The sequence below is a fragment of the Actinomadura syzygii genome, assembly GCF_008085905.1.
In the GTDB taxonomy this organism is placed as follows: Bacteria; Actinomycetota; Actinomycetes; order Streptosporangiales; family Streptosporangiaceae; genus Spirillospora; species Spirillospora syzygii.
The window spans coordinates 1-12,893 of sequence record NZ_VSFF01000026.1 but is presented as its reverse complement, the minus strand read 5'-3'; the positions used below and the strand labels follow the sequence as shown (position 1 = coordinate 12,893).

Below are 12,893 nucleotides of genomic sequence, written 5' to 3'. Positions count from 1 at the left end.
CAATCCGCCCCCGGAACGCACGACGAACGCCCACGTGCACGCCACCCCGCCAACCCTGGTAACCTTCAACAGCGCTCGCAAGGGCCCCCTTAGCTCAGGGGATAGAGCAACGGCCTCCGGAGCCGTGTGCGCAGGTTCGAATCCTGCAGGGGGCGCATTCCCGGAACAGCGAAAACCCCGGTTGACCTAGTGCTTCACCGGTCGCCGGGGTTTGTTGCGTATGCAACCATGTGCCAGCGGGAGCCGGTGTTTGTAGCGGTTCCCGGAATATACGCGGAACGGCGTCGAGGGCATCTGCGCAGGTCACCTCCAAGAAATGAGCCCCGACGCGGAACCGGGGCTCTGGGTCTAGCGGCGTAGCGCCGCATCCATCCGTTGGAACCACAACCCGTCCTCACCGTCGAGGCAGTGGGCGTAGATGCGCTGGAGTACCTCCACGCTGTGGCCCGCCCACTCGGCTACCTGGGTGGCCGGGACGCCCGAGTTGAGCCGCCACGAGACGCCAGCGTGGCGAAAGTCGTAGGGCTTGCGGGCTAGTGGGGTCTTGGCCTGTGTGGCGGTCAGCGCCTTGCCGCGCGCCACCTCCAGGACGCGCCACAGCGTCGAGGGTTGGTAGACGCCGCCCTTGTAGGTGCGGAACAGCCTGCCGTCCGGCGCGGTGCCGTGCTCCTCCAGGTGGGCGCGGAGCAACTCCACGAGTTCGGGCGGGATGGGGACGGGGCGAACGGTGTCGACCGGGCGCCCTTTCAGGCCGCGCGTTTCGTGGACGTCGCCGTTGTCCGTCCATTGCTTACCGGCCGCGGACTTCACTTCGGCGACCTCCAGCAGGCCCCAGCCGGATGCGGGCAGCGTGCAGTCGTCTTTGCGGAGGTTGACCGCCTCGGAAGGGCGAAGCATGCCGTAGTACATGGAGCCGAACACGGCGACGAGGCGAGGGCCCTGGGTCCTGCCGACCTTGCTGACGGCCTCCAGGAGCGCGGCGACTTGCTTGGGGTTGGGCACCCCCCGCCGGTCGACCGTGTGGACTACTTCCGGAGGCTTCCAGTCCCGTTCGTCGGTGCCGTCGAGAGGGTTTGCCGAAAGCTGTTTCTCGCGGACGGCGTATTTCAGCGCGCCGTAGAAGCCGCGTCGCCTACGCCGGTAGTACTCCGGTTTGGAGGGCTTGCCGTTGAGGTTAGTTGCGCAGGCGTCCAGCGCTTTTGTGATCAGTCTGGATTCCTCCAGTGCCGAGACCGGAGCGGACGCCTTTTCGAGCCAGCGCAGCGCCGCCGCGATCTCTTCCGGCTTGTCGGAGTCGCGCCGAGGAGGGTTGAACGCCCAGTTGCGAAGCGCCCGCCGGAGCACGGCCGGGCCAGGCATGCCGCGCGTGTTCTTCACCAGGACGGGAGTCACCGCCATGAGGCCCTCCGCGAGCGAGACGCGCCCCTTGGCTGCGAGCTTCGGCCACTTCTCATCCATGTATGCGCAGGCCAGGGCGTACCAGGTGACTGCCGAAACCTCGCGCGCCATGGAGTCGGGTAGCCCGGAGTCGACGTTGAACGGCTCCCGCTCGGCTGCTGCGACGAGCCGTGAACGGAACCGCTCGGCCCGCGCCTTCCCCGCGAACGTCTCCGATTTCTCACGACCGGCGACCGTCCATCGCACCGTGTACGAGCGGACCGCGCGCTTGCCGTTCTTGGTCGAGTAGTTCGGCCGGGTCTCCCAGAATCGGACCTTGTTGGATTTCATGCCGCGTCCTCACTGAGAGCTTCGAGCCATTCATGGAAGTCGTTCCGGCGGATTCTCAGCTCACCGTTCGGGAGCTTTATGCAGGACGGGGCGATCCCCAGTTCACGCCACCGGTAGAACGTCCTCCGCGACACTCCCCCGAGCGCGGCAAGGACTTGAGGAACCGTCATCAGGTCGAGAACCGCGGACTTGTCCGCACTACTCACGCTGCCTCCCGAGTTGCCGAAAGTTCCGAAGCCGGGTTCTGGGTCACCGCGTCGAGCTGGCGGCGCCGTTGGATGCGTTCGTTGATGAGGAGCAGGAGGCGTTGTGCGGTCGGTTTCACGTCCGGGTCACCTGGCCCAGCGCGCTCCCAGATGTGCACGGCTTTCGGGTCGGCGGGGTTGGCGACCGGTATTCCAGCCTCAGCCAGCCGCGCCAGGACCCACGCCTTGCGGTCCGCTTTGTGGTCGGCCAAGGTCTTGCCGGACCATTTGCGGGAGACCAGGACGCGGCGTCCGCCGTAGCCGAGGTGTTCGTGTCGGTGTGCTTTGCCTTTGCAGAAGCCCGGAGCCATGCCCTTGCGGGGGTTCTTGGGCTGGACGCCGTACCGCAGCCAGTTCGCGCACGTGGGCGAGCACGGCTCGTAGCGGAGGGCTTCGGCCATCCGGTCGACGTGTTCGCGTTGCGCGTCGGTTTGCGCCTGGTGGCATTCGGCGACGCCTTTGACCAGGTATTTGGTGAGGTAGCCGATCAGCTTGCGCGATTGCGGGGAGTCGGTCAGGACGCCTTGCGCGTCGATCTGCCGTCCGAACCGGGCCACGTGCAAGGGTTCGGCGTCCTCGTCCGCGCCGAGGGCGTCCAGGGCCTCGTCCCAGGTGGGCAGGACTTCACCGGTTGCCGGGTCGAGGTAGCCGCCCTCAGGCCCGGCCGCGTCGTCCCAGACCGGCAGCCGATCCCCGGAGAACACGACCCGATCGGTCGAGGGCCACCACACCTGGTGGTAGGTCGCCGCCACGACCTGACGTAGTTCGGCGCGGGAGATCGTTCCCCGGATGGCCATGTGCAGATGGGGAGCCAACCGGCGTTGGGGTTCGACGGTGGCGAAGTACTGCACGTCGTAGCCGACGAACCGGCGTAGGTTCTGCACGAACCGGTCCACCAGCTTGGAGAAGTGCAGGGCGTCCCGCGCCGCTCGTTCGTAGTCGTAGGTTGCTGGATCGACCGGGGTTCCGTCCGAGCGCACCCGCCCGTAGGAGTCCAGGGTGAGGGTGAGGAACAGCGAGGGCCGGAACGTGTGACCGTCCTTACCGCGGAACACCTTGCCGACCGTGCGGGAGTCGACCGGACGGCGAGGAAGGTCCGGCGCATCTTGCCTTCGTCGGGTCGACCGGGTCCGCCGGCCCCTGCCCTCATCACCGGTCTTCAGGGCGCCGCGCACCCCGGTGCGTTCGATCTCGTGATCGAGGTCGCGGACGACCGCGTCCCAGAAGTCGGGTCCTTCCCCGTCCGCCGTGCCGACTTCGCCAGCACGATCACGGGCCGCCGCCGCTTGCGCCCGCAGCTCCATCCACGCGCGTTGCTCGGCGTCCGGATCAGCGCGAGTGATGGCCGGTTCCTCGGACAGGTGCCAGCCCTGGGCGCATTGGACGGCGCGGAGTTTGCGCTTGCGTTCGGCGCACGAGGGACACACCGAGGCGAGCGTGTGGCCGCACGGCACGTAGACGATCTCGCCGGTTCCGGTGGTCAGGTCCACTCGGCGCATGGGGACGGGGCGGATGCACACGCCGTGCTCGACCGCGACCGCTTCCAGCACCCCATGTGCCAGCGGAGGCAGCGTCTTGACCACGGGTCCGGGTTCGGGTGAGGCGTCGGTCTGGGGTTCGTCGAGGGTGGGTTGCCTCACGCGGCCCCCTCGGCGTCGACGTCGGGCAGGGCGAGCGCGACCATGGCGCGAATGTCGGCGTCAGCCACGTAGGCGGCCCGCACTCGCACCGGGTCCGGGGAGGTTTCCAGCCGGACGAACCCCACCCCTGCGCCCACCTCGGGAACAGAGGAGATCTGATCGGCCAGCGCTCCGCGGTCCCGTGCCCCGTCGCCGAGGACCATGTCGACTTGTTCGTCTTCGTCCAGGCGCAGGGCGATGCGGTCGGGGAACAGGTTGCGCAGGTTGTTGACCTCTTTGCGGGCGTCCTGCTGAGCCCCGATCACGCAATACCCCACCGACCGGCCTTGCGAGGTGAGGATGGCAAGGGCTGATTCGGCGCGCTTTCTGAGGTCGCGTTCGGGGCAGTAGGCGGTCAGGAACGCCAGCTCATCCACCACGACCACCCGGAACGGAAACTCACGCGAGGGCGTGAACGATCGGGTCACGCCCGCGAACCGCTCAGCCCGCGCGTTCATGTCCTGGGCCGCAGCTTCGAGAAGCTCGACCATGCCGCCCCTGGGATCGTCGCTGTAGCGGCCGTACCGCTCGAACAGCACCCGCCCAAAGCTGAGTTCCATCCGCTTGGGGTCGACCGCCCAGACCTCCACGAGCCCGCCGAGCATGAGCGGCAGGACCGCGCGAATGGTCGACCAGATGACCGAGCCTTTTCCGGCCCCGGTCGCCCCTGCGATGAGGACGTGGGTTCCTAGCAGCCGCAGCCGCCACGGCGACCCGTCTTCCTGCCGTCCGATCTTCAGGCCGGACAGGTCGACGTCGGCCGCGTCCGGGATGGGCAGGGCGGGCAGCGGTTCGGCGAGGGCGTCACGGCGGACGAACTCCAGCCAGATCCGGCCCGGACGGTCCCCGTCGCGCACCCGCACCAACGACGCCCCGAACCCATGCGCCAGATTCGCCGAGACCTTTTCCCAGGCGTCGGGAGCCTGGCCCTTGAGCATGCGCACCAGCACCCGATCCGACGTCGGCCCGGACCGGACGCGGACGAGGGAAGGCAGGTACTCCCGTCCCTTGTGGACCTTGCTCAGCCCGGCGGTAACGAGGACGGGTTGCCAGTCCCGCCGGTACACCGACACCCGCCGCCACCAGGACAAGGCCGGACGGACCACCCACCGGACTACGGACGGACGGTCCACCACCACCCACACGCCCAGCCCCACGGCGACGAGGGCCAGGAGCAGGGCGGGGACGATCCACCCGAACCGGTAGCCCAGCCAGGCCAGTCCGGACAGGACGGAGACGGGGACGATGTTGCGGATCAGGAAGATCATCGTCCGTAGGAGGGCGCGGACGAGGTTGACGATGAGCACGAGCCCTTCGGGCATGTGCCACACCGGCGGCGCCCACTTGGGGGCTGCGAACGGGTCACGCTGGGCTTCGACCGCGACGTTCTCACCGGGGCCGAGTTTGCGGAACTCCCATGCCATGATGGTCACACCTCTTCTTTGTGCTGTTCAGGGGAGAGATCGGGGCGGCCGGAGGTACCAGCTCCAGCCGCCCCACCTTTCTCGGGTCAGGCCGCGTCCTTGGCGTTGTCCTTGCTGGTCGTACGGCCCTGCGGCTTGTGGTTGGCCGGGCGCATCGCCGCCGCCTTCAGCGAGTAGGCCAGCCGGTTGTTCTGGCTGTTGACGTACGGCGTCACGCTCAGCCCGTCGAACTCCACCGGCACGAACGGAAACCCCGCCGGGGCTTCGGGCATGATCGGCTGGACGGGCGCGGTCAGCTTGACCTTGAACGTGCCCTTCGCCGCCGGATCGGCGTCCAGCACCTCCACCGCCCACACCAGTTCGCCCGACTCCTTGTCACGCGCCTGCACGAAGTTCTCCCGCGTCGACCGGTCGAAGTCCCGCACCGGCTCGACGCCGCCCTTGATGAACGCCCCGAACGGGAACACGTCCCCGAACGCGACCTTGAACGGACCCTGCACCGCCATCGCGGATCGCCTCCAAACGTTCACCCGTCCGCTTGTCCGGACGAGTACGTGTGTGTAGAGAGTACCTCGCCCACTCGACCGAACAACCAGAGTTGAGAGTGACGTGCGTCACATCATCGGAGACGCGCGCTAGTCCGGGACGCTGTACACGTCCTCCAACTCATGCAACGACCCCGGCATGACCACCTCGGCCACGAACCGCACCACATCCGAGGCGTCATGCATCCCCGCCACCATCACCAGCACCGGCTCCGACTTCTTGATCTGCAACAACCGCGCCTCACCCGCAGTCGGAAGGCGCGCGGTCAGCCGCTCGGAGATGTGGTCCACCCGCAGGTCTTTGACCGTGCGCAGGTGATCGCGCAGCCCCACCGGCAACGGCCCCGGCTGATCCAGGTCGGTCCCGTAGACGAGTTCGGGAGGGAACCAGCACGTCACCAGGTCCGAGGCGATCTCGTCGCGGACCGTCAATGCCCGCCGCGCCAACACCCGCGACCCGCCATCCAGGCCGAGCAGCGCGGCGACCTCGGCCGGGGCGTCGACCTGGCCGACATCGACCACCGTCACGCCCGGCTGTGTCTCGGGCCGGTCCAGCAAGGCCAGCCCCCGGCGACTGGCCCGCACTCCGGCCGGGCCGGGGCGGCCTTTGACGAAGGAGCCGCGTCCGTGTTCGCGGGTGATCCAGCCGTCCTGCTGGAGCATCTGCAGTGCCCGCACCACCGTGGTGCGCCCCACCGCGAACTCGCGGACGAGCTGTGACTCAGACGGCAGCAGCGAGCCGGGCGGGTAGTCGCCGTTCTCGATCCGGCGCCGCAACTCCAGCACCACCCGCGCATACTTCGGAGGCTCGAACTCCAAGCTCGACATGACGACCACCTGACTACTGCGACGCTTGACCGGATAAGCGCATCTCACGGCACTGTAGCGCCCACATGCGCAAACGTCACGCCCACCCGGCCAACACCATCACCAACGCCCAGCGCGTACCTGGAACCCCGCAGCGATCAGCGCCGTTTCAATCTCACCGATCCGCCGCGCCCCGATCCCGCGCACCTCGGCCAACCCACCCGAGTGCAACAGCGCCACCACCTGTCCGACCGTGACCGTCTTGCCAAGCTTGCGACGCAACGGAGCCAGCACCCGTCCCGACAACTCCAAGCGCCCAATCGGAGACGCGAGCGTAACCCGCTCATCCTGCTCCAACCCGCCGCCCGCATGCCCCGCTGCGGCAGGCAGTCCTGCGGCACGACCCGCCTCGGCCAGCAGTTGCACCAGGTCACCGACCGTCCGCACACCCAGGCACGACACCGGGCACTCAAGACCGATCTCGGCATACCCCGCCCCATGCTCCCCGTGCTCGTCCGGGCTCACGCCGCCGGCCTTTCCGCTGTGTGCGTCGTTCATCCTGGTCACCGGCCCCGCGCGTTCATGATGACCTCACGCAACGAGCGCGGATCAGACGCCTCCACCAGCCACACAACACGATGACCCGGCACCACCGCCCACCACGCCCGCGTGAAACGCCCATACCAAGCCACCACACCGGAGAACTCACGCTCGATCTGCTCGGCCACCGGCCGCCGCGCCATCTCCTCCACCGAAGGCGTCCACGACACCCCCATCACCCACCCACACCCGGCGAGCTGGCGAACGGCACGGCGACCACCCGTGCGATCCGGTCCGCCGCCGACTCCGGGTCAGACACCGGACACAACGGCTCCAAGTCCGGCGAACACTGCCTGGTCGGCCCCGGCCACACCCACCACCACCACAACACGCCCTCACGGTGGCGGCACACCACCTCCTGCCCCAGCGCGGGCCCCATCACCTGGCCGCTCATCTGGCTGGACGAGTCGGCGTCGGGTTCCCCGGCCGGGTTACGAGCCCGCACCGCACCATGCCCCCACACCTCGGCCACCAGCCCACGCGCCTCCAACGCACCGACCAGCGCCAACGCCGAAGACCGCCACGCACGATCCAGCTCCCGCGGCCGCACCGACTCACCCACCGTTGAACACTCCCCACACCAAAGAGAAGAGAAGAAGAGCGGGACCGGCAGGGCAACGACCTCCGCGGGGCCACCACAGCCCCCGGGGCACGGTCAGCCGACGCAAGCCAACCCACAGCCCCAGCCGCGCAACACCCACCGGTCCCGCAGCCTGTTACGCCGCCCGCACCGCACCCGATGGCGAGCACGACCGGCACGGCACCCGCCGCACCTCCGACCCGCCACCACCCGGCACCCCCACCAGCACCGCCCGCCGAAGATGGGCGAACTTCCACCCACGACCCGCGCACGACCGGCACTCCGCCTCACCCGTTACTCGCTGCTGCTGCGTCATGCCGACACCATCGGCGAAGCCCCGCCCCAACTCCCATCCCGCAGCGGTATCTACCGGTGGTATCTCGCCACGGGATATACGCTCAGCAAGGACGAGTCAGGCGAAGGGAGACCTGATGTCGAGACGCGCGTTAGACCCGATCATCATCCCCGCATCCCTGTGGGAACACCCACAGATGACCGACGCCCTGACCTCCCGCGACATCCGCACCGTCTTCCACCTCGTACAGCGATACGCCGGAGCCAGCCAAACCCGCATCGGCATCGCCTGCGGCATGTCACAGGGCAAGGTCAGCGGCATCATGAGCGAGGGCGGCTCGCAAGTCCACACCCTGGAAGTCTTCGAACGCATCGCCAACGGCCTCCAACTTCCCGACACCGCCCGGATGACCCTCGGCTTAGCACCCTCTCACTCTGACAAGTCGATCAGCAGTCAAGCAGCGCAGCCGACGACCGAACCCGCTGATTTGGCAGCCGATCCGATAAAGGGTTTCCTGGAAACATACGGCGATACCGAGGAAGAGATGGAGCGCCGCCAGCTCTTGCAGGCCCTAGCGGCACTGGGGATCAGCGCCGCGCCAGGTGTCCACGCCCTTGAGACCATTCGGACGAGCGTCGGGCAGACCTTCGAAAACAACGACGGGCAGCAACTCGACCACTGGGGAGAGATCGCTCTGGAGTACGGATACTCCTACCTGTCGACTCCCCCTGAATATCTGATTAAAGATCTCGCTGCCGACATGGTCTCTCTGCGGTTGTTGACCAGACATATCAGGGACCGCGATTCGAATGCCTACCGGGAATGGTGCCGGATCGGCGGCGTCCTCTCCCTCTTCATGGCGAAGACACTAAGCAACATGGGCCACGCTAGAGAAGCTCGCCACTGGTGGCAAACCGCTCAGACATCATGCGACAACTCAGACAATCTCGAAAGCCAGATGTGGGTACGCGGTGAACGGCTCATTCATGGCCTCTATGAGAGGCGTTCCCCGAACCTTCTAGTCATGCGAGCTAGTGAGGCGGTTGACCTCTCCAAGGATCGCCCATGCGCCGGGCTCGCAACCGTTAGTACCGCGAGGGCCCAGGCCCTGGTCCTAGCGGGCAAGGCCACTAGCGCCGAACAAGAATTGTCGCGGAGTCAAGAAATCCTTGAACAACTCCCCTACTCCGTAACCGGAGATGTCGACTCCATACACGGATGGGGCGAGGACCGCTTGCGATATACCGAGGCATGGGTGTACGCCCACAGCGGGAACACAGCCAAGGCCGATAGCGCGGCCCGTAGAGCAATCGAACTCTATCCGGCAGAAGACACGCGCAGTCCCGCACAAATCAAGCTTATCCAGGCATTTGCACACGCCCAAGCAGGCGACGCAATCGAGGGGGTCCGCCAGGCACAAGCGGCCTATGGGGCTCTCCAGCCAGATCAGCGCACCACGATGATAACCAACCTCGCAATGCAGGTACTTAAATCCGTTCCACCAAAAATGCAGGGACAGCCGCTCATCAACGACTACCGTGAACAGCTTACGAGTCGTGACTAAGGCCGTGCATGCAAGGTACACCGGCGAGCAGGCTCTTACCATGCTCCCAAAGATCGCTGACATCTACCTAGCCGCACGGATCAATTCCCCCGAACGCGACGACCCACTATTCAGCCGCCCAGAATTCATAGGCCGCACCGAGAAGCAAGCACGCAGCCCCGGATTCGAGCTGGTGACAGTCCGCGTAGCCGATTCTCTGGCAGGGTTCAGTTTCGGCCTTCCCTTCCCCGCCGGAAGATGGTGGGCCGACGCAACCCCACCACCCGAGCACGTGTTGCAGACCGCCAAGTTTGCCGTGATCGAACTCGACATCCACCACTCCCACCAAGGGCAGGGCTTGAGTCGCCCGCTTCTCGATGCCTTGCTCACCCAACGCACCGAGGGCTACGCCACACTCGCCACGATCCCCGGGTCGCCAGCCCAGGCCATGTACGAACGCTGGGGCTGGTACAAGGTCGGCATCATCGGCGGGGAAGGCCCTGTCATGGACGCCATGCTCAAGGACCTGTAGAGCTCGCAAGAGATCAGCGGGAGCAGACAGCCGCGGCCTGCGTCAAGCGGCAACTGACACCCAGGGTGCGCCCGTGACCGAGACCGACTGCTGCAAAGTCCTCTACCAGAAACCGACACTTTAGCCCGCACCCGCCAGGAAGCAGCGGAAGTGTATGCCTGATGGTTTCCCATTGCATCTCGCTTTTGAGCGCAATAGAGGTGAACACAAAGTAGCGCAAGGCACCCTAACTCTAGCTACTCTGTAAGGCCCTTCGTGGATTCAAGGGCGGCCTGCTGAAGCCCCGAGTCACCCTGCGCCAGCCGCAACAAATCACCGGCGACAAGATAGGTTTGAATGATGCACTGTTCAGCCTCCTCTTGGGTGACCTTGTCGTGCACACCCTTACTGGACAGAGCATTCAGAGCATCGACTCGATTTCCGATGCTCTCGACGGCCGCCTTCAGCAAATCACCCGAAGCCGAACCGCGAAGTTTCTCGAATGAAAATTGCCAAAGCCTCGCCACGAACTGAGAATCGTTCAACTTTCGCAACTTGCCATCCATGCCAACAATTTTTTCGGATGGCGAAGGATAAAAATTGTCTGCTATCTCCTTCAGGATACGTCGGCAGGATGTGAGTGCTTGACTGCGCGCTTCGGCACCCTCCTCGTTCATCCTCCTGTATGCCGAGGAAAACATTTCCAAGGCACTCGGACAGACTTTTGCAAGCTCCGCATCTACATACGATCGATTTCTCTCAAAAATATCAGAATTATACTGCCCAAGTAGGAGTTGAGCCTCCACCTTGCTCAGATAGCTAAAGACCCTTTGCCGTATTCGCTGCAAAATTGCATTCAAGTCGATGAGAGTCACACTCAATTCTCCTCTAACTTTCGCATAGTCGCGATCTCTCATGTAGAGGTCAATAGGCGTCAGGCCGTCGGGCGCTTTGGCCGTGTCCCGTTCAGACGCCAGCAACTGAATGCGATATTCCAAGTCGTCCACTGACCCCGAGAAAACATTATCCTTCTTCGAGCCCAGACTTCTCTCGACTATGTATGCATCAACGATTTGAAGCACCAATTCTTTCCATTCATTCTTGGAGAAGTGAGGCGAGTATTCCAACGGGACTGTATCGACGCCGGTGGAACGGAAGTCCATCTCCAAGCCAAGCCGAGCGAGGTCCTCATAGTCATTACGCATCCTGGCGACCCTGATGGCTTTTCTCAATACAGCCGAAAGGCTGACTGTTGGATCATCGATGTTATCGAGGGCATCTTGGGTCAAGCTTAGGACCTGGGCTGAATCTCTGCTCACGACAACACCCTTTATGTCAGTACGCTCTGGAGGGAAGAGTACCGAACCTCTACTCGTATCTCTGCCGAATTTGGCTGTTTGGAATCAAGGGGCGGCGGCGCTCAGGCCGCTGGCGCGGCCCCGCGCCTGGCCGCCCGGAGCGTGCGGCGTGGGCGCCGGTCACCGGACGGCCGCGCCGGACCGCGCATCGTGCCACGCCCGCACACCCCGCCCCGGCCGGCCGCTACGGGGTCGCGCCGCCGCGCAGGCCACAGTGCCTCCGGCGGGGCCTGGCCGAGCCGAGGACGATTGGTCAAGCGTGCGCGACTGGGGAACCCCGTGGTTCCCCAGACCCCTCCTGGAACCGGAGCACTCATTCGCGCGCCAAGCTCTGTCACACCATCTCGCCGTCCGCGCGAACGAGCACTCCGGAACGTGGGAGCGTTCGTGCAGCCAGTCCCAGGACCTCCGCCGAAGCGAAAACCCGTTCGCCAGGCTTGACGGGACCGAGCGAGGAAGGTGGGGAGGGGCGTCTACACCGTTCTGTGTCAGGAGATTAGGAACGTGCGCGGCGTCAAATGCGTCCACCGTGACCTAGGGGCTGGCCAGCGGACCTTCCTGTACCACGTTCAGGTTCTGCCCAACCACGCGTCCTTAGCAGCGTCTTTGGACTCACGCAGTTCCTGCTCCAGCGTCCACATCTTCTCCGCAAGAGCATCGATATCGCTGATGGCGAACTGTCTCTCTTCGAGACCCTTCCTGTAACGGCTGCGACACACGTGGTAGACGCGACCCTCCAATGGAGCAGTTGCAGGACGGGGAACGCACCCCTCGTCACGCAAGATGCATTCGTCGCGCCAGGTTCCATGCACCATCAGGTTGCGGAGACGGTTGGCGTTCTGTGCCTCCAGGAGTGCAGAACGTATTCGAGTCGAGTTGCCCCCTGGCCATCGTCGCATTTCTTCAAGCTGGCCAAGCACGGCCAACCCGTTCGTGACAAGCCACTCTACGGACTGCCCCTCGAAGACAATCCAGCCAGCGTCATCATCACCGGCAAGTTCAGAGACGACGTAGCGAAGGCGCGACTCCATGTCTGCACTCGCTACGACGAGCTTCCCCAAGGATGAATAGAGATCTTCGCATCCGTCCGGAACAGAAGTGGACTCCGCCATCCCCGTACCTTGTCTCAGTTGCCACAGACCGCGCCAGCGGTTTTCTACGGATCAGAAAGCTCCCGGACCCGTCTTGCGCGTGAGTGGTGTGCCCGTTGCGTGCCCGCTGGAGTGGGCGATCTTGGGGACGAACGGTCGCCAGCGGGGTTGGACGCACGCAAGGGCAGGTCAGCGGCATGGCTCTTGATCGTCGTTGGTGTGGGGAAGTGACTTCCCAAGCTGGCAACATCGACCCGAGAGACCATGATCCGGAACATACGCGGAACGGTGAAGCAGGCGACGACGGCGAATGAGCACCCGCGCACAGGTCAGAGGCGTTCTCCGGGGTGATCAGGTAGGCGGCCTCCGGAGCCGTGCGCGCAGGTTCGAATCCTGCAGGGGGCGCACCACCATCACCAGCGGAAACACCCGCTGACCTGCCCGAAGAGATGCGGGAGCCATCAGACGGTGTAGGCGGCCAAGTGCC

The 12,893-nt window shown here is 65.1% G+C and carries 12 protein-coding genes and 2 tRNA genes; 4 read left to right on the top strand and 10 right to left on the bottom strand.

The genetic code is table 11. The annotated features are described in order from the left end of the window. Positions 1-83 precede the first annotated feature (83 nt). Positions 84-155: transfer RNA gene (locus FXF65_RS43365), tRNA-Arg, on the top strand. A 193-nt stretch (positions 156-348) separates the two neighbouring features. Here FXF65_RS43365 and FXF65_RS43360 read toward each other — a convergent pair. From FXF65_RS43360 to FXF65_RS43325, 8 genes are all read right to left on the bottom strand, one after another. Further along, positions 349-1,728 carry a tyrosine-type recombinase/integrase gene (locus tag FXF65_RS43360; protein ID WP_148356327.1) on the bottom strand — a complete coding sequence of 460 codons (1,380 nt, stop codon included), beginning with the start codon at positions 1,726-1,728 and terminating at the stop codon, positions 349-351. Then, on the bottom strand, positions 1,725-1,898 hold the full coding sequence (locus tag FXF65_RS43355; protein ID WP_148356330.1) for a helix-turn-helix transcriptional regulator: 174 nt from the start codon (positions 1,896-1,898) through the stop codon (positions 1,725-1,727). Before FXF65_RS43355 ends, FXF65_RS43360 begins: the two co-directional genes overlap by 4 nt. A 32-nt stretch (positions 1,899-1,930) precedes the next feature. After that, positions 1,931-3,613, bottom strand: coding sequence for a replication initiator (locus tag FXF65_RS43350; protein ID WP_378232790.1), 1,683 nt, complete (start codon positions 3,611-3,613; stop codon positions 1,931-1,933). After that, on the bottom strand, positions 3,610-5,076 hold the full coding sequence (locus FXF65_RS43345; protein ID WP_246199515.1) for an FtsK/SpoIIIE domain-containing protein: 1,467 nt from the start codon (positions 5,074-5,076) through the stop codon (positions 3,610-3,612). The genes FXF65_RS43350 and FXF65_RS43345 overlap by 4 nt, the downstream gene beginning before the upstream one ends. A gap of 86 nt (positions 5,077-5,162) precedes the next feature. Then, positions 5,163-5,582: a plasmid replication, integration and excision activator gene (locus FXF65_RS43340; RefSeq protein ID WP_148356326.1), complete on the bottom strand. Its 420-nt coding sequence runs from the start codon at positions 5,580-5,582 to the stop codon at positions 5,163-5,165. 129 nt (positions 5,583-5,711) lie between these two features. Beyond that, positions 5,712-6,449 (bottom strand): GntR family transcriptional regulator, encoded by a 738-nt coding sequence (locus tag FXF65_RS43335; RefSeq protein WP_187412839.1) that lies wholly within the window; start codon positions 6,447-6,449, stop codon positions 5,712-5,714. A 99-nt stretch (positions 6,450-6,548) separates the two neighbouring features. After that, on the bottom strand, positions 6,549-6,986 hold the full coding sequence (locus FXF65_RS43330; protein WP_148356324.1) for a hypothetical protein: 438 nt from the start codon (positions 6,984-6,986) through the stop codon (positions 6,549-6,551). A 5-nt stretch (positions 6,987-6,991) separates the two neighbouring features. Further along, complete coding sequence (locus FXF65_RS43325) at positions 6,992-7,180, bottom strand: hypothetical protein (protein ID WP_148344747.1); 189 nt, start codon at positions 7,178-7,180, stop codon at positions 6,992-6,994. Between the two features lie 919 nt (positions 7,181-8,099). On the opposite strand from FXF65_RS43325, the gene FXF65_RS43320 reads away from it, so the two are divergent. Then, positions 8,100-9,467 (top strand): tetratricopeptide repeat protein, encoded by a 1,368-nt coding sequence (locus FXF65_RS43320; protein ID WP_148356323.1) that lies wholly within the window; start codon positions 8,100-8,102, stop codon positions 9,465-9,467. Then, a complete protein-coding gene (locus tag FXF65_RS43315) occupies positions 9,460-9,978 on the top strand; it encodes a GNAT family N-acetyltransferase (RefSeq protein WP_148356322.1) in 519 nt (172 codons plus the stop codon). Before FXF65_RS43320 ends, FXF65_RS43315 begins: the two co-directional genes overlap by 8 nt. A gap of 236 nt (positions 9,979-10,214) precedes the next feature. Here the strand turns inward: FXF65_RS43315 and FXF65_RS43310 are convergent, their stop codons facing one another. Next, entirely contained in the window at positions 10,215-11,276 is a 1,062-nt protein-coding gene (locus FXF65_RS43310; RefSeq protein WP_148356321.1) for a hypothetical protein, read from the bottom strand. A 608-nt stretch (positions 11,277-11,884) separates the two neighbouring features. After that, the gene (locus FXF65_RS43305; RefSeq protein ID WP_148356320.1) at positions 11,885-12,427 is read right to left on the bottom strand and encodes a hypothetical protein; all 543 of its coding nucleotides are present in this window, start codon (positions 12,425-12,427) and stop codon (positions 11,885-11,887) included. 314 nt (positions 12,428-12,741) lie between these two features. Here FXF65_RS43305 and FXF65_RS43300 point away from each other — a divergent pair. Then, positions 12,742-12,816: transfer RNA gene (locus FXF65_RS43300), tRNA-Arg, on the top strand. Positions 12,817-12,893 lie beyond the last annotated feature (77 nt).

Coding starts and splice junctions, on each gene's coding strand:
- FXF65_RS43340 (WP_148356326.1), bottom strand. CDS start 5,582: ATGGCGGTGCAGGGTCCGTTCAAGGTCGCGTTCGGGGACGTGTTCCCG.
- FXF65_RS43345 (WP_246199515.1), bottom strand. CDS start 5,076: ATGGCATGGGAGTTCCGCAAACTCGGCCCCGGTGAGAACGTCGCGGTC.
- FXF65_RS43335 (WP_187412839.1), bottom strand. CDS start 6,449: ATGTCGAGCTTGGAGTTCGAGCCTCCGAAGTATGCGCGGGTGGTGCTG.
- FXF65_RS43355 (WP_148356330.1), bottom strand. CDS start 1,898: ATGACGGTTCCTCAAGTCCTTGCCGCGCTCGGGGGAGTGTCGCGGAGG.
- FXF65_RS43320 (WP_148356323.1), top strand. CDS start 8,100: ATGACCGACGCCCTGACCTCCCGCGACATCCGCACCGTCTTCCACCTC.
- FXF65_RS43305 (WP_148356320.1), bottom strand. CDS start 12,427: ATGGCGGAGTCCACTTCTGTTCCGGACGGATGCGAAGATCTCTATTCA.
- FXF65_RS43330 (WP_148356324.1), bottom strand. CDS start 6,986: ATGAACGACGCACACAGCGGAAAGGCCGGCGGCGTGAGCCCGGACGAG.
- FXF65_RS43360 (WP_148356327.1), bottom strand. CDS start 1,728: ATGAAATCCAACAAGGTCCGATTCTGGGAGACCCGGCCGAACTACTCG.